A 17132-nucleotide genomic window follows, 5' to 3' on the forward strand; every position below is an offset into this window, starting at 1 on the left:
CCGACGCCACTATTTTTTTGGGGAGATGGAACGGATGAGAAAAAATGTGACGGTTGCCCTCTTATTGGCAACCTTTTTAGCGGCGATTGAAGGGACGGTCGTATCAGTTGCGACGCCTGTCATCGCCAGTGAGTTGAACGGGGCGACGCTCGTCAGCTGGGTATTTGCTGCCTTCTTACTATTTACAGCAGTATCGACACCGATTTATGGGAAAGTGGCGGATTTATTCGGGCGGAAGCGTGTCCTCTTGTTTGGCATCGGATTGTTCACGCTATCCTCACTCTTATGTGGATTAGCCACGTCGATGGAACAATTGATCGTCTTTCGGGCGCTACAGGGTCTAGGGGCTGGTGCGGTCCTTCCGATTTCGATGACGATTATCGGAGACCTATACAAATATGAGGAACGCGGAAAGATTCAAGGGATTTTAAGTGCCGTATGGGGCGTGTCGGGAGTACTCGGTCCGGTCATCGGCGGCTTTTTAGTCGAAACATTATCTTGGCGCTACGTCTTTTTATTGAACGTACCCTTTGCGTTACTCTCGTTTATCATGATCATTATTTTCTATAAAGAGAAAGTCGCTGAGACGACTGAACGGATTGACTTGAAAGGCGCGCTTTTGTTCGCAGGTGGGACGACAGCATTCCTGTATGCCCTAATCACATTCAGTGAAACGAATGAATGGACGACGACCATTGTTGCCAGTGGGGTATTCAGTATCATCTTACTAGTTGGCTTCTTCGTATCTGAACGAAAAGCAAAATCTCCGTTATTGCCGTTTGAATTACTCAAGCAACCAACGATTGCTGCCATCAACGGTTCAGTCTTTTTTGCGGCGTGGGTGCTCGTCTCCATGTCTGCTTACATTCCAATCTGGGCACAAGCTGTGTTGGGAAAATCGGCGACGGAGGCTGGGTTCATGTTGATGCCACTCTCGGTCGCGTGGACGTTCACATCGATTATTGGTGGGCGTACACTCGGAGTGGCTTCTCCGAGACGACGCGCCTTGATCGGGATGGGATTGCTCATCATCGGGACGCTGACGTTAACACTGTTATCCCAGTCGAGTTCAGACGTATGGGTGTATGGGGCAGTGGCGCTAATCGGTGTCGGATTTGGATTGTCTCAACCGATGTTTATCGTCGTCCTGCAAACTGTCGTCTCCTATCAACAGCGTGGAACGGCAACAGCGACCAACTCATTTTTAAGCACGGTTGGTCAAACGCTCGGTGTAGCGGTGTTCGGAGCAGTCTTTAACTTTGTTGTACTCAACGACTTTAAAGAGAGCAGCGCGTTATCTCAAGTTTCATTAGAAGACTTCTTCAATCAGAGTGTCACGGAGACGTTGAACGCTTCTGTTCGACTTCAAGGAGAACAAATCATTGCAATCGGATTGAACAGCATCTTTATCGGAGCGATGGTCGCCGCGATCATCGCGTTCGTTATCGCGTCCCGCTTGCCGGCTCGCCCACCGGAACCTTCACAGCGCTCGTGAAACAAGGGTATGATGAAGGAAAGGGAGGCGAACCGACATGAAACGTCAAATTGGGATTGTGACATTGTTGTTTCTGATGGGGTGTGCGCCAGAACAAACGAACGAAGGAACAGAACCACCTACTTCAGAAGAGACACGAAGTGAGTCAGAGACTGACAGTGAAACGAGTATGATGGAAGAGTCGAATCTTGAGATTGGAGAAGTGACCGCCATTGCCGAGAACTTGTCCATTCCGTGGTCACTCGCTCGAACAGAGGAAGGATGGCTCGTATCCGAACGCGGTGGTACCATCACCGTGATTGACAGTTCGGGTCGCGCAACCCGACAAGACGTGAACTTTAAGGAAAGTGTATTCGAGATTGGTGAAGGAGGGCTCCTTGGTCTTGCGTTAAGCGAAGATTTTGAATCAAGCGGAATCCTTTACGCGTATCATACGTATGGATCGTCAGGAAGAAACGTTCAAAACCGTGTGGTCGAGTTGACATGGGATGGAGAACGCTTTGAGGAGACGAATGTCTTACTTGACGAGATTCCAGGTGCACGTTTTCATAACGGAGGTCGCCTTTTGCTGGACGGTGAGCATCTTTGGGTGACGACGGGAGATGCGCTCGTGCCTGAACTCGCACAAGACGAATCATCATTAGCCGGAAAGATTCTACGAATCCCATTATCGGGTGAAGGTGAACCGACCGACTGGATCTATTCGCTCGGTCACCGCAATCCTCAAGGGTTGAGTCAAATTGACGATGTTCTTTATGCGAGCGAACACGGGGCGAGCGGACATGACGAGGTTAACGTGATAGAAGAAGGAAACAATTATGGATGGCCGATTATTGAGGCGAATCAGGAACAAGAAGGCCTTGTCACACCGTGGTTTGAAGTAGGCGAGACGTCTTGGGCACCTTCTGGTATCGCGACGGATGAACAGTACGTCTATATGGCGACGCTTCGGAACGAGCGGCTTGTTGCCATTGACCGGGAAACGAAACAAGTGACGATGATTGTCGAAGATGTAGGTCGGATTCGTGATGTGTGGTTAGAAGATGACACCTTGTATTTTATTTCGAACAATACGGACGGACGAGGCAACCCACAGCCTCAAGACGATCAACTTTATCAAGTAACGATTCGCTAGAAACTGACGACTTTGTCAGTTTCTATTTTTTCGTTGTTTCTTCTGGAAGGAACGGTATAATTAAACATGTATTTTGGAAAAAGAAGGAGAAAATAGATGAATCATTCAAACTTGGTACATAAACGAGAAAAACTATACTTCTCACTATTAGTTGCAGCAAGCGTGCTCATGTTAATCCTCGGGATCGTGCTGACAGTAGCCTCATTCGGTCTATTTTTATGGATCATCGGTACAATCGTATCGCTCTCGCTCTTTACTCACTGGATTCAAATCGGTTACATTCGGACGAACGGTGTCAAAGTGACGGCTCGTCAGTTTACAGAACTTCATGAGATGGTTCAACGCGTCGGGGCAGATATGGGCATCCGCTTGTTGCCAGATGTGTATATTTTACAAGCGGGTGGTGTATTAAACGCTTTTGCCACACGTTTCTTCCAGAAGAACATGGTCATTCTGTATTCGGATGTCGTGGAATTAACACGGACTGGACAGACGAAAGAAGTGGAGTTTGTCATCGCACACGAGCTGGCACACATTCGTCGTAACCATGTCCAAAAGCAGTGGGTCGTCTTGCTCGGTAGTATCATTCCTTTCTTAGGTTCTGCCTATTCACGTGCTTGTGAATATACGTGTGACCGGATGGCTGCTCATTACATTCAAGACTTCGGGGCGTCGAAGCGTGCGTTAACGGTTCTCGCAATCGGGGGACCGCTCGCGAAAGAAGTGAATGAGTTCGACTATTTGTACGAAGCAAGTCGAGAGAACGGTTTTATCGCGAAGTATAGTGAGTTGTTGTCGACGCATCCAACGTTACCGAAGCGAATCGCATCGATTGCAACAGCTGCAGGTGAAGAAAACGTTCCGGTCTTCAAGACGGCTGGATATGTGAAAGCTTCTATCATTTCGATGATTCTATTGACGGTTATTGGAAACGGGGCACTTATCGCATTTCTCTTCATTAACGATGATTTGACGGAGATTGTATCTGCGGCGATGAGTGAGGAGCTTGCAGATGATTGGGCGTTGGAATGGGAAGAACCAATCCAAGAATTGACGTATAATAATGCGAGCTATGAAGAAATCGAAGCAGAATTACAAAATGGTGCTGACGTGAATATTCAAGACGAGTATGGCGAAACGCCACTTCACAACTTGTTCTACAATGATGAGGTTGATGAAGAAACAGTTCAACTCTTGCTAGACAACGGAGCTGACGTCACGCTCCAAAACGATAGCGGGATGACACCGATTGATACGGCACGTGATTGGGGACATAGTTCTGAACTCATTGCATTGATGGAATCATATGAATAAAAGAAATTTCCTCGTTTCAAAAGAGACGAGGAAATTTTTTGTGGTTTTTTGCAAACGTTTGCATAGTGCGTGATATACTGTTTGGGTAGGAGGGATATCGGTGAATAGCATACGGACAAAGTTAACGGGGATGATTGCGTTGACCATCATTGTACCGGTCATTTTAGCGACGATTGTTTCATTTTGGTACGTGCAAGATCGGGAGCGTGAACGTGGTCTTGAGATGACCGAATGGTCGCTCGAACGGGGGACACGTCAGATGGAACGCTATATCTCTGATTTGAGTCGATTGCCAACGAGTTTATACGCTGATCGTGACGTATTAGACATTTTGGAGTATGGACCGGGGCTTTCGTTACGAGAAACGGAGATTGAAGTGCGGCGCGCGCTCCTCGCGATGTATCTGTCCCGAGAAGACGTGGCGCAAATTCAGCTGTTAATGCTCGAAGATATGGATTCATTTGCGGCTTATAAAATGAAAGTGTCACCACGATCGAAAAAAGAGCCGAGCGTCGTCCAACAACAGCTCTTGGATAATCCGAAAAGTCGTGTCTTATTGGAAGCGTCCCATCCACTTGTTGCTTATCATGATTTTGGACCGATCATGACACAAGAAGACGTCGTGACGCTTCATTTCAGGCTCGACAAGATTGAAACGGACGAACCACTTGCTATTCTTTCGCTCGATATCCCTGAAAATTTATTCATCGGGCAGCTGGCTTCTTTGCAAAATAGTCCAGATGAGAGTTTATGGTTCGTCGGTGAAGACAACCGTGTGTTTGCCCATCTCGGTGAGGGAGAAATTCCGTCTTCATTTCAGCCGAGATCCATCTCGACCGATGGAAAACACCATCAAATCACGAAAACATTCGAGTTTGACCATCAGCAGTTTTATGTCGGTAAATCAATTCCAGATGAACTCTTGACCGAACCGGCTTCACGAACGTCATTCATCATCTTGCTTGTCGGGATGGTCTCGCTCATTTTGGCACTGATCGGAGCGACCTATGCTTCGATGAAATTGACGACACCGATCAAGACGTTGACCTCAAACATTTGGCGAATCGAGCAAGGGGACATGACCGTCTCATTTGATTCCCTCGGAAATGATGAGTTCGGCGTACTCGGAAGACAGTTCAAGCGAATGATTGAACGGATCGATGATTTAATTCAACGAGAGTATAAGCTCGCCTTAGAGAATCGGACGAATGAGCTTCGTACGCTTCAGGCGCAAACCAATCCGCATTTCTTATTTAATACGTTACAGTCGATTGGAACATTGGCATTGAAGGGAGATGGCAAGACGGTCTATCGATTGATCACGCAACTGTCTTCGATGATGCGGTATACCATGCACCCAGAAGAGTCGATGGTGACACTGAAACGAGAGATCGAACACTTGAACTCATACATTCGTCTTCAAGACGTACGATTTCCAAATCAGTTTCAAGTGACCGTTTCAGTTCCTGAAGACCTCCATGAACTGATTGTTCCAAAAATGATTTTGCAGCCGTTGGCAGAGAACTTTTTCAAGCATGGGTTCGAGCGGGACGGCTCTGCTTTAGCGAATCGATTTGATGTGACGGCCTGGATGGACGGCACGTCACTCGTGATTCGTTGTGAGAACAGTGGTCGTTCGCTGACGACCGAAGAATGGGAACGAGTCATGTCACGGATTGAACAAAGTGATTCGACATTTTATGACACGGAAGGCACAGGATTACGAAACATTCGCGATCGACTCATGTTAAACTATAATCGGGAGGCAGAATTTATGTTGGCTACACCTGAAACAGGCGGTTTTCGAATTATGATGCGTTTCCCGGCTTCTTCTGAGGGGGTGGCGTCATGACGAAAGTGTTGATTGTAGATGATGAATCTCCGGTAAGGGAAGCGGTGAAATTACTCGGTGAATGGGAACGGTTCGGTGTGACGACGGTTCTTGAAGCAACGGATGGGCGTGAAGCACAGGCGCTCATCGAACAAGAACGTCCAGCGCTCATCTTATCCGATATTCAAATGCCCCATTGTGATGGGATCGAGCTGATGGAGTGGGTACACGACCATGCTTCATTTTCTAAGCTTGTCGTGTTGACAGGATACGATGAATATTCGTATATGCGACGCGCCATCCAGTATGGGAGCTTTGATTATTTGTTAAAACCGATCGACCCGGATGTATTGAATGATACGTTGGCACGCGCGTTAGGGGACGTGGTGGATCGATCGAGTGAAGACCCGATTTCTCAGATTGGAACGTTCATTGAACAGCATTTTTCGGAAGAACTGAGTTTGCAAGGGATGAGCGAACGATTTTACTTAAGTCGAGAGTACATCTCGCGACGTTTTAAACAACAATATGGCGTGAACTTGTCCGAATACGTATTGACGATTCGGATGAACGAAGCGAAGCGCCTGTTAGAGACGAGTAGACAGCGTATCTATGAAGTCGCCCAAGCAGTCGGCTTTTCGGACGATAAATATTTCCGGAAGGTCTTTAAAAAACAAGTCGGTGTTACTCCGAACGAATTTCGGGAAAAGGTTCAACGACAAGCTTAAAGGAGGAATTCAAACATGAGTGTACACATTGGAGCTCAAGAAGGACAAATTGCAGAAACGGTATTACTTCCAGGGGATCCGCTTCGTGCCAAGTATATTGCGGAGACGTTTTTAGAAGACGTCGAATTATATAATGAAGTTCGTGGGATGTATGGCTTCACGGGTACGTACAAAGGAAAACGCATCTCGGTCCAAGGAACGGGGATGGGTGTGCCTTCGATGTCGATTTACGTGAACGAACTCATCATGTCGTACGGTGCAAAAAACTTGATCCGTGTCGGAACTGCCGGCGGAATTCAAGAAGACGTCAAAGTGCGTGATGTCGTCATCGCCATGAGCGCATCAAGTGAGATGGGGCAAAACCGTGTCCGCTTCAACGGAATGGACTATGCACCAACAGCGACGTTCGACCTCCTACATCGTGCGTATATGAATGCAGAGAAAGCCGGCATCCCGGTCAAAGTAGGACAAATCTTCACAGCGGACCAATTCTATCAAGATGACTTCCACCACTTCAAGAAGTGGGCGGACTTCGGTTGCCTCGCAATCGAGATGGAAGCAGCGGGTCTTTACACGCTTGCGGCGAAGCATAAAGTAAACGCGTTGACAATCCTCACAATCTCTGACCACTTGTTGACAGGTGAAGAGACGACTTCAGAAGAGCGTCAGACGACGTTTGATGAAATGATTCGTGTCGCTCTCGATACAGCGGTTGAAGTGACGAACTAAACAGTTTTCCCTACAGTCTTTGGCTGTAGGGATTTTTTGTGTCCAAACCCATTCATCCCTATGAAACGGTTGGAGCTCCAGCTAGACTAAGGATAAGATACCGAGAAAGAGGAAATGTCTAATGAAAACTCCATCACGTTTTATATTATATGCAATTGTATTTTTTGCTTTTTTTGATCTGTTCGCCCAACTTCCAATCATGAGCACATTTGCGTTAACCGTTGGGGCATCTTCATTTATCGCTGGTTTTTCCATCGCGATTTATTCGTTGACGAACACGTTTGGAAATGTGCTGTCCGGTATATGGACTGACAAGAATGGTCCATATCGCGTATTGGTTCTCGGTTTGTTCCTGACGAGCTTAAGTTTACTCGCTTATCAATTCGTCGACTCACCATTCATATTACTGCTTGTCCGGTGTGTCCACGGCTTTATGGCTGGACTGATCGTCCCGGCTGCGTTTACCTTGTCTGCGAACATCACAGCAATGAATCGTCAAGGGAAGAAAGTCGCCATTACCGGTAGTTTCGTCGGATTAGCGGCCATTATCGGTCCTGCGTTCAGTGGAATTGTCGCCAGTATCACATCACCACCGACCGTCTTTTTATTTGTTTCTTTATTCGGCTGGGTGATTCTGTTCGTGACAATCGTAACGATGCGACGGAATCAAACGGTGGATTCGAAGAAAGATACCCATACAGCACCGATAAAACCAGACCCGAAAGTGATTCGAGCCTATTGGGGGGCATTCTTCCTCATGTTTTCCCAAGGGGCACTTGCGTTTTTGTTACCGGTTCATGTGCAGGAGCTTGGCTATAATTCACGATTGAGTGGGACGTTGCTCAGTATGTTCGGCGTAGTCGCCGTCTTATTCTTTTTATTACCGACGAACCGATTGTTCGATCGATTTTCACCGACCAAATTGACGGCACTTGGGGTGGCGATTATTGGGACGTGCCAGATGTTAATTGGACAAGCAGGTGTACAAACGAGCCTTTATGGGGTACTTGCCTTATATGGTGTTGGGTTTGCGATTCTTTTCCCGGCCATCAACACATTGTTGATTCAATCAACTTCTCCTCAAAATCGAGGAAAAGCATACGGGGCATTCTATGCCTTTTTCTCTCTCGGTACGGTAGCAGGATCTTCTTTTTTAAGCGGTCTTCCACTTTCGGTCGTCGAGCAATTCACGCTGACTGGTTTGATTTTATGGGGGGCGAGCCTCCTCTTTCTTGTCAGTGTAGTAAAGGGAAGACGGATATTTTGACACGATAAAAGTAATGTATTATTCTATGATTAAATGTTTAAACATTTAAACGGTTAGTGTAACTGGCATCGATGAAAGCGTTTTTTTGATTCACTTTTCACTCGATGATAAAATGAAATCAATGTGATGAATCATAAGGAGGAAAGTTCATGCTGGCACCGATTGAACAATTGACGATTGACGAGCTTGTCCAGAAACAACGTCGTTTCTTTAAAACACAGGCGACGAAATCAATGGCATTCCGTTTAAGTATGCTGACGTTTTTAAAGGAATCGATCAAGCATTATGAAGCGGACTTGCTAGAAGCGCTTAAAGAGGACTTGAACAAATCGGAGATGGATGCGTATACGACAGAAATCGGATTCATTTATGACGAGATTTCTCGGACGACACGCGAATTAAAACGATGGATGCGTCCGAAGCGTGTGCGTGGAACTGCCATCCATCTTGGAATGAAGAGTGAAATTCAATATGAGCCATACGGTACGGTATTGATCATCGCCCCGTGGAATTATCCGTTCCAACTAGCGGTTGCGCCACTCATTGGTGCCATTGCCGCGGGAAATACAGCGGTTGTTAAACCTTCAGAACTGACACCGAACGTTGCGCGTGTCCTGACACAAGTGCTAGAACGTGCTTTCACCGATCGATATATAGCAAGTGTCGAAGGGGATAAAGACACAGCCCAAGAACTCTTGAATCAAAAATGGGACTACATTTTCTTTACAGGTTCGACGCAAGTCGGTCGAATTGTGAATAAGGCGGCAGCAGAACATTTGACACCGGTCACACTCGAACTCGGTGGGAAATCACCTGTGATCGTTCACGGAGATGCGAACGTCTCCATAGCAGCAAAACGTGTCGCGTGGGGGAAATGGATGAACGCCGGGCAAACGTGTGTCGCGCCAGACTATGTGCTCATACATGAATCGCAGCAAGAAGCATTTTTAGAAGCAATCAAACAAGAGGCGTTTGCGATGTTCGGGAACGGTGTCGGTACGAAACGATACACGCGCATCGTCAACGAATCGCATTTCGACCGTTTGTCTCACTATTTGACAGAAGGCGAACTTGCTTTTGGCGGGGAAACAAACAGAGATGAGCTAAAAATCGCACCGACCGTCATGACGAATCTCGAAGAAGATGCCGATGTGATGAAAGATGAGATTTTTGGTCCAATTTTACCGATCATTCCGTATCGTCAGCTAGATGAAGTGATCGAGTTCATCTCTGACCGCCCGCATCCGCTTGCGCTCTATCTATTTACAGAGTCGAAGGATGTGGAAAAAACGATCATGAAACACCTCTCCTTTGGAGGAGGGTGTGTGAACGATGTCATCATGCATTTGACGAACCCGAATTTACCGTTTGGTGGAGTAGGCGAGAGCGGTATGGGGGCCTATCACGGACGTACGAGCTTTGAGACGTTTAGTCACGCGAAGTCTATTTTGAAAAACACGACAAAATTTGATTTACCAGTTCGGTATCCGAACTTCAAACCGGCTGAACAATTGATTCGATTGATTCAACGATAAAGCTATAGAGACTCGGTACAAATGCCGGGTCTCTCTTTTTTTGAAAAAGATTGTTTGAAATGTCACATACTTTTCTGATACTCCCTGTCACACTCCTGTATAATAAAGTCATAATTGGAACGTACGAATGAAACGTGGAGGGAGCACCGACCTATGTCAATGCAATGTGGAACGACCCAACCGAACAGTTTTGTATTCTCAAATGAAACGAAACAATTGCTACTGGAAATGATGACGATTCAACATCATCCGAAAGCGAGTATCGTATGTTGGGAAGGTGAAAAGTGTGATAAGTTCTTTTACTTGAAGAGTGGTTCTGTCAAATTCACAAAAATCACGAAAAAAGGAAATCCACTCGTCATGTTCATGTATGGTTCGGATGACTTCTTTGGTGAGTTTGACATCGTCGAAACTTTCCCTAGCTCATACAGTATCGAGACGACTGAGGAAAGTACCATCGGGACCATTTCAAAACGTGAATTGGAATCGCTCATGCAACGTGACATCCGCTTTGCCGGAGAAATTTTGCGATGGACATCGATGATGCGCAAACATTCAGAGATGAAGGTGCGCGACTTATTGCTGTACGGCAAACCAGGGGCTTTAGCTTCGACACTACTCCGTATGGCAGCCATGCACGGTGTGGAGGAGGAGGATACGATCGTCATTCCTCGCCATCCGTCAGACGGAGAACTCGGACAGTTAATCGGAGCGCCACGCGAGACGGTGAATCGATTGATCAGTCAATGGCGAAAAGAAGGAGTCATTAGTACGACGACCAAATCAATCGTCATCCATGATATTGATTTTTTAAAAGAGCTTTGTCATTGCGAAGGTTGTCCTGCAGGAATATGTCGTTTATGAACCGCCTCATGTGAAGGCGGTTTTTTTGTGACCTATTTTTATGGAAATGTGAATTTTGTGTGTTGAAACTACGCAAAATTGATGTGATTGTCACTTTTTGAGTGACAAAAGTCACATATTATCCCTTAGGTGATTGCATACAATGAAAGTGGAAAAACAACCGAAAGGGGTCTTACACGTGGAACATAAAGATGGGCAAGAACCGAACCTAAAAGGAACGTTTACATCGGTCATGATCGTTGCAGGTGTCATCATTGCCATGTGGTCATCAGTCTTTTATTTATTCGTCACACGATAAACATGTAGGGAGGAGGGTCTCATCGTGCATATTCATAAACTAGAAAAGTATTGGCTTACATTTGGTATTATCCTACTCGCGGTCTTCTTGACTGTTCTCGGGGTATCGGCATTCGCGGCAGGGAACCAGCCAGCATCGGATGCGGATTTGATTGACCCGGCCAAAGTAAATCAGACGGCTCCATTCGACAAACCAGGACTTCATCAAATTGGTGAGAATGAATACGAACTCGTCATGATCGCACAAGCGTTTACGTTCACACCAGGGAATGTTGAAATTCCAAAAGGCGCAAAAGTAACATTCCTTGTGACGTCACCTGATGTCGTACACGGATTCCAGTTGACAGGTACTCCGGTCAACATGATGGTCGTGCCTGGACATATCAACTCATTGACGTACACGTTCGAGGAAGCTGGCGAATTTTTGATTCTTTGTAACGAATATTGTGGGACAGGGCATCACATGATGTCGACTAAAATCAAGGTGGTGGAGTAAATGAACGACGTATCATCTAAACTGAAACAATGGGAGATGGAGCGAGGGGTTCCTGTTCCAAGTATCGGAGCGAAAGAGGCGCGCCTTGCATACGGTCACGTTTTTGTATCGGTACTCGCCGTCTTGATCGGTGCGTTGGCCGGTTTGACACAGACGTTGATTCGAACCGGAGTCATTCCTGAAATCTTTGGATATTATCAATTACTAACGGCTCACGGTATTATGCTCGGGATCGTCTTCACGACGATGTTCATCATCGGTCTATTATATGCGTTGCTTGCGAAGTCGTTCGGTCGGTTTGAATCATTCCCGACACGTGTCGCTTGGCTCGGTTTTTGGACGATGATTATCGGTGCCGTCATGGTAACGGTCATAATCTTGGCCAACAAAGGGACAGTATTGTATACGTTCTATGCACCGCTCATGGCAGATCCGCTCTTTTATGTCGGACTCGTCCTGTTCGTAGTCGGAACGTGGTTGTCGTCATTCGCGATGTTCCGTATGTATGCGGACTACAAACGCGACAACCCAGGCGTTCATCCGCCGCTCCCGGCTTATATGAGTATTATGACGATGCTTCTATGGGACATTGCGACACTCGGTGTCGCAGCAACGATTCTTTTCCAACTCCTTCCCCTCTCGTTAGGATGGACAGATACAGTCGGAATCGAGTTGTCTCGTACACTGTTCTGGTACTTCGGTCACCCGCTCGTTTATTTCTGGCTCATGCCGGCATACATTGTATGGTATACAGTCGTGCCGAAAGTCATCGGTGGGAAGATCTTCTCGGATGCGTTGGCGCGTATGGCGTTCTTGTTGTTCTTGCTCTTCTCATTCCCGGTCGGCTTCCACCATCAGTTGACAGAACCGGGGATTGAACCGTTCTGGAAGTTCGTTCAAGTTATCTTGACGTTCTTGGTCGTCATCCCATCGTTCATGACAGCATTCTCGCTCTTTGCGACGTTCGAACTCCGTGGACGTGCGCTCGGCGCGAAAGGATTGTTCGGTTGGGTGAAGAAAATGCCGTATGGTGATGTTCGTTTCCTCGCACCATTCATCGGGATGCTATTCTTCATTCCTGCCGGTGCAGGTGGGATCATCAACGCGTCTCACCAATTGAACGCGATGGTTCACAATACGCTTTGGGTCACAGGTCATTTCCATATCACAGTCGGAACGGCTGTCGCCTTGACGTTCTTCGGAACGGCATACTGGCTCGTACCAGTACTTCGTGGTCGCACGTTGACGAAAGCGATGAACAAGCTTGGATTGATTCAAGCAGGGACGTGGGCGTTCGGTATGGCCATCATGTCATATGCGATGCACATTTCAGGATTGAATGGTAACCCACGTCGTACGGGTCCAGCAACTTACTTCTCGGATGCATTGACGCGTGAATGGATTCCGTACCACGTCATGATGGCGATCGGAGGAACGATTTTATTCATCTCCGTTCTGATTTTCGTCTACTCGATGTTCAACTTGTCATTCCTCGCTCCAAAAGGCGAAGAGGAATTCCCGCTCGCTGAGACAGAAGAGGCGGCGATGGATACACCGCGCTATTTCGAAAACTGGAAATTGTGGATTACGGTAACGTTCGTCTTGATTGCATTTGCATACACGGTTCCAATCTGGCACTTGATTGAGAGTGCGCCTCCTGGAGCGCGTGGTTGGGTACTCTGGTAAACTAAAGTCAGCTCATACGTGAGCTGACTTTTTTGTGTGGGGAGGAACGATATGAACGTATTAGACGTCATCCATGCAGCGCGTTCGATGCATTCAGCCAATCACCCGTTTGTCGTGGCGATTGATGGATTGAGTGGAGCGGGCAAGACAACGCTCGTCTCACGTTTGAGTGAAGAGCCGACTATACTTGTTCTTCACATTGATGACTATATTGTTGAACGAGACAGACGCTATGAGACCGGACAGCCTGAACCGACCGAATATTACGCACTCCAATGGGACGTGTCGCGACTTGAGCGTGAACTGTTTCGTCCATTGAGGAATGGGATAACGGAATTGACGTTACCTCGTTACGTGTATGAACGAGATGTCATTGCAGAAGAGGTCGTGGACGTGTCATCTGCTTATACCATTGTCGTCGAAGGGATTTTTCTACAACGACCGGAATGGCGACCATATTTCGATTACGTGATTTATCTCGACTGTCCCCGCGAGGTTCGGTATGAACGGGTATTGAATCGAGATACATATCTCGGCGTCCCGGAGGAACGGCTTGCGAAATACAAGAGGCGCTATTGGCCAGGGGAAGATCTTTATCTCCAACTCGTCGACCCGAAAAGAGGAGCAGATATCGTGCTCTGACTGAACGTTTCAACATCTGACGCATGCGTCAGGTGTTTTTAATTTGGAGAAAATTTGAAAAAAAGATTGACGTCTAACTGTATTACGATAATAATACAGTTAGAAAGTGTATTAACCATGTCATACACTTAGAAAGGTGATGAACATGCAATTCAATACGAGGGCACCGGTTTACCTACAGGTCGTCGACTACTTCAAGAAGAAGATGGCGCTCGGTGAACTGAAAGCCGGGGATGAGATGCCATCTCGGCGTGAGCTTGCGAACGATTTAAAAATTAATCCGAACACGGTTCAAAAAGCGTTCAAGGAAATGGAGGACCAACAATTGATTACGACCGAACGAAATCGACCGAGTCGCGTGACGACAGATCGAACGGTATTGGCACAAATCCGCTCTGAAATCGTAGATGACGCGGTCGCCGTATTTGTAGAATCGATTCAAGAACTTGATGTCTCGGTAGACGAACTTGTTGAAAAAATCAAACGACAGTACAAGGAGGGGATGTACGATGATCGAAGTGTTGGGAGTTAAAAAACGTTATCGGCGGAAACAAGTCATTGAAGACGTTTCGTTCACAGCGAATAAAGGTGAAATCACGTGTCTCATCGGCTTGAACGGTACGGGGAAGTCGACGTTGTTGAAAGGCATCATGGGATTGACACCTTTCGACAAAGGTTCGGTATTGATCGATGGGAAACCGATTGATTTGAATCGTGTCGCCTTCGTCGCCGATCATGCGATGTTCCCGATTCACTTTACAATCGAACAATGTGAGGCGTTCATGAAAGATTTTTATCCGACATTTGATTCGGCATTATTTGCCCGTCTCGTCGATGATTTCAAGTTGTTTCCGGAAGATAAGTTGAGCGAGTTATCGAAAGGGACGCTCGCGAAAGCGAACCTCGCAGTCGGGATTGCGCAAGACCCGGATTATTTATTGCTTGATGAACCGTTCTCAGGAATCGATGTCTTCTCAAAAGAACAGATTGTCGAACTATTTTCGAGCGAGGTCATGGAGAATCGTGGCGTGCTCATTACGACACACGAGATTGAAGATATCGAGTACTTGATCGACAAGGCCGTCATGTTGAATAACGGAAGAATCGTCCGTGAGTTTGATGTCGAAGATGTCCGATTCATTCATGGGAAGTCCATCGTCGATGTGATGAGAGAGGAGTACGGGGCATGAATCTATTGAAACTTTTGAGTTGGGAAATCGAGCGTGTCACAAAACCGTTTTTGATGTTAGTTACTGGCCTCCTCGTCGTCCAGTTTGGGTATCTCGGTTACTTTTTATGGGATGAGACGAACTTTTATGAACAGTTGAGACGTACAGGAAACGCGGACTATCAATTGTCATTTGCAGACTACCTTGGAGGTACGCCTTATCTCTTGTCGCTCGGCATTGCAGTCGCGGCGATGTTATTATACAGCGCCTGGATTTGGTATCGCGATTTTCAAGGACGAGGGACGTTCATGCTCCGACTCCTGACGATGCCACAAAAGCGCATGACGTTGTTTTTCGCCAAACTCGCTACAATTTTAATGACAACGTTGGGGCTATTTTCCATTGAATGGATTGCTCTTAAGTTACAATACATAACGTTCACGAGTTGGTTTGATGAAAAGATGATACCGATGAATGGATCATTTGAACGAGCTCTATCTTTCAACGGAATATTGGGCATGATGTATCCTACTTCAGCTATCAACTTTGTCATCCACCAATTATTTATTGTCATCGTCGTCCTATTCGTTTTCACATTTGTGTTGATTGAACGGAGTTTTTGGCAACGGACGATGTGGTCACCGGTACTTAGCTTATCGATTCTAGTTGTCATCTTGACCATTCCGATTTTAGGCTACGCGTTCCTGTCGAATCGACTGATTTATGATGAGACAATCATTTACGTCGGTGTGGTATTGGTCGTCTGGGCAAGTGTGACGATTTGGCTTAGTCGAAGATTTTTACAGACGAAATTAAATGTGTGAGGTGATAAAATGAAGCGAATGTGGAATGTGGCCGCGCTCGGTGCGGTGATCGTGATTGGGCTTGGGACGTTTGCCGTCGATGCGATGGAGCCGAAAGCGGAATGGGCGTTAAACATCAGTTCGAATCCATCTGTTTGGAAAGACACGGTCGTTGAATTTGGTTATAACACAGATGACGATGTCGCTCAAAGGTTTGAAGTCACTTCTGATGAGAGTCGTGTCACTTCGGATTTAAATTATATCGCTGAAGGAATTCGTTATCGAGAAAGTTTGAATGGGAACGAACGCTTGATGCACCGACAAATGAACGGATTGACGTTTGCACAATCAATTCAAACGGAAAATGGATTCATAGGAATTGGCCAAAATGGAAATGAAGAGCTCATAATCTTTAACCAGTTAGACGGAAAAGAGATAACCACTTATGAGTTCGATGCAAAGGATCGTCAAATCTACGAGATCTTGACAGGTGTGTGGGCAGGTTTGTTCATGTCCGATGGTCAACTCAATTTGATTTATCGGGAAGGCTTTGATGGCAATGAAACGACAATGCTTGCGACATTCAATCAAACGATGGATGACGTCACTGTCAAAGAAATAAAGATGGAAAATGGATTTATCACGCACGTAAGTGGAACAAGTCGTTTTTATGAAACAAGTGGATCCCCGTCTAAGTTCGAAACACGCTATGTCCCAGTCGGCGTCAGTGCCTATGAGACAATTAGAGAAGGGGAAGAGACGTACTATAGTGGAATTACAATGCCGGGCCAATTCGCTTACGATACGGAAACAGGACAAGTTGTCCAGTTGGCAGGAGACCAAGACTTTTGGGACTATTCAGTCTTCGAAAATACACTATTCACACTAAATGCGGATGGCGAAGAAACTGTCATTGATTTAGGTACCGGGAAGCAGATGACTCGGAAAGTTCTCGACTCAGTAGATCACGCCTTCTATTCAAACGGTCGCCTGTACCAAACGCGCCAAGCGAAAGACGGTGTCATCATCGACGTTTATGAGGATGGAAAACAAATCTCTAGTGCGGCGGTTACACCTGAAAACGAGGAAGCGCAAGCGATGCTTGATCAGGTTGACGTATACGTTAGACAAAAATAAGCAA

General features: G+C 46.5%; 17 protein-coding genes. All 17 read left to right on the plus strand.

What is annotated here, in order from left to right; translation table 11 throughout:
* On the plus strand, positions 1-1495 hold a 1495-nt coding region (locus tag ON063_RS12160; protein WP_274665307.1), incomplete at its 5' end, for an MDR family MFS transporter.
* A gap of 37 nt (positions 1496-1532) precedes the next feature.
* Entirely contained in the window at positions 1533-2630 is a 1098-nt protein-coding gene (locus tag ON063_RS12165) for a PQQ-dependent sugar dehydrogenase (protein ID WP_274665308.1), read from the plus strand.
* 96 nt (positions 2631-2726) lie between these two features.
* Positions 2727-3944, plus strand: a complete 1218-nt coding sequence (locus tag ON063_RS12170) for a M48 family metallopeptidase (protein ID WP_274665309.1) — start codon at positions 2727-2729, stop codon at positions 3942-3944.
* A gap of 100 nt (positions 3945-4044) precedes the next feature.
* On the plus strand, positions 4045-5796 hold the full coding sequence (locus ON063_RS12175; RefSeq protein WP_214785711.1) for a sensor histidine kinase: 1752 nt from the start codon (positions 4045-4047) through the stop codon (positions 5794-5796).
* A complete protein-coding gene (locus ON063_RS12180; RefSeq protein ID WP_214696432.1) occupies positions 5793-6503 on the plus strand; it encodes a response regulator in 711 nt (236 codons plus the stop codon). The genes ON063_RS12175 and ON063_RS12180 overlap by 4 nt, the downstream gene beginning before the upstream one ends.
* A gap of 15 nt (positions 6504-6518) precedes the next feature.
* The gene (gene deoD / locus ON063_RS12185) at positions 6519-7232 is read left to right on the plus strand and encodes a purine-nucleoside phosphorylase (protein ID WP_074033044.1); all 714 of its coding nucleotides are present in this window, start codon (positions 6519-6521) and stop codon (positions 7230-7232) included.
* 121 nt (positions 7233-7353) lie between these two features.
* Positions 7354-8499 carry an MFS transporter gene (locus ON063_RS12190; protein ID WP_274665310.1) on the plus strand — a complete coding sequence of 382 codons (1146 nt, stop codon included), beginning with the start codon at positions 7354-7356 and terminating at the stop codon, positions 8497-8499.
* 149 nt (positions 8500-8648) lie between these two features.
* Complete coding sequence (locus tag ON063_RS12195; RefSeq protein WP_274665311.1) at positions 8649-10034, plus strand: aldehyde dehydrogenase; 1386 nt, start codon at positions 8649-8651, stop codon at positions 10032-10034.
* Positions 10035-10187: 153 nt separating this feature from the next.
* On the plus strand, positions 10188-10898 hold the full coding sequence (locus ON063_RS12200; protein WP_274665312.1) for a Crp/Fnr family transcriptional regulator: 711 nt from the start codon (positions 10188-10190) through the stop codon (positions 10896-10898).
* A 142-nt stretch (positions 10899-11040) separates the two neighbouring features.
* Complete coding sequence (locus ON063_RS12205; RefSeq protein ID WP_143406615.1) at positions 11041-11196, plus strand: cytochrome c oxidase subunit 2A; 156 nt, start codon at positions 11041-11043, stop codon at positions 11194-11196.
* A 24-nt stretch (positions 11197-11220) separates the two neighbouring features.
* Entirely contained in the window at positions 11221-11691 is a 471-nt protein-coding gene (locus tag ON063_RS12210; RefSeq protein WP_074033048.1) for a cytochrome c oxidase subunit II, read from the plus strand.
* Complete coding sequence (locus ON063_RS12215) at positions 11692-13377, plus strand: b(o/a)3-type cytochrome-c oxidase subunit 1 (RefSeq protein WP_274665313.1); 1686 nt, start codon at positions 11692-11694, stop codon at positions 13375-13377.
* 51 nt (positions 13378-13428) lie between these two features.
* Positions 13429-14019, plus strand: a complete 591-nt coding sequence (locus ON063_RS12220) for a kinase (RefSeq protein WP_274665314.1) — start codon at positions 13429-13431, stop codon at positions 14017-14019.
* Positions 14020-14158: 139 nt separating this feature from the next.
* Positions 14159-14551 carry a GntR family transcriptional regulator gene (locus ON063_RS12225; RefSeq protein WP_214747253.1) on the plus strand — a complete coding sequence of 131 codons (393 nt, stop codon included), beginning with the start codon at positions 14159-14161 and terminating at the stop codon, positions 14549-14551.
* A complete protein-coding gene (locus ON063_RS12230; RefSeq protein ID WP_274665315.1) occupies positions 14529-15209 on the plus strand; it encodes an ABC transporter ATP-binding protein in 681 nt (226 codons plus the stop codon). Before ON063_RS12225 ends, ON063_RS12230 begins: the two co-directional genes overlap by 23 nt.
* Complete coding sequence (locus ON063_RS12235) at positions 15206-16012, plus strand: hypothetical protein (RefSeq protein ID WP_274665316.1); 807 nt, start codon at positions 15206-15208, stop codon at positions 16010-16012. Before ON063_RS12230 ends, ON063_RS12235 begins: the two co-directional genes overlap by 4 nt.
* 9 nt (positions 16013-16021) lie before the next feature.
* Complete coding sequence (locus tag ON063_RS12240) at positions 16022-17128, plus strand: hypothetical protein (protein WP_274665317.1); 1107 nt, start codon at positions 16022-16024, stop codon at positions 17126-17128.
* Positions 17129-17132: the final 4 nt, after the last annotated feature.

This window comes from Exiguobacterium sp. B2(2022), assembly GCF_028823655.1.
Classification (GTDB): Bacteria; Bacillota; Bacilli; order Exiguobacteriales; family Exiguobacteriaceae; genus Exiguobacterium; species Exiguobacterium aestuarii_A.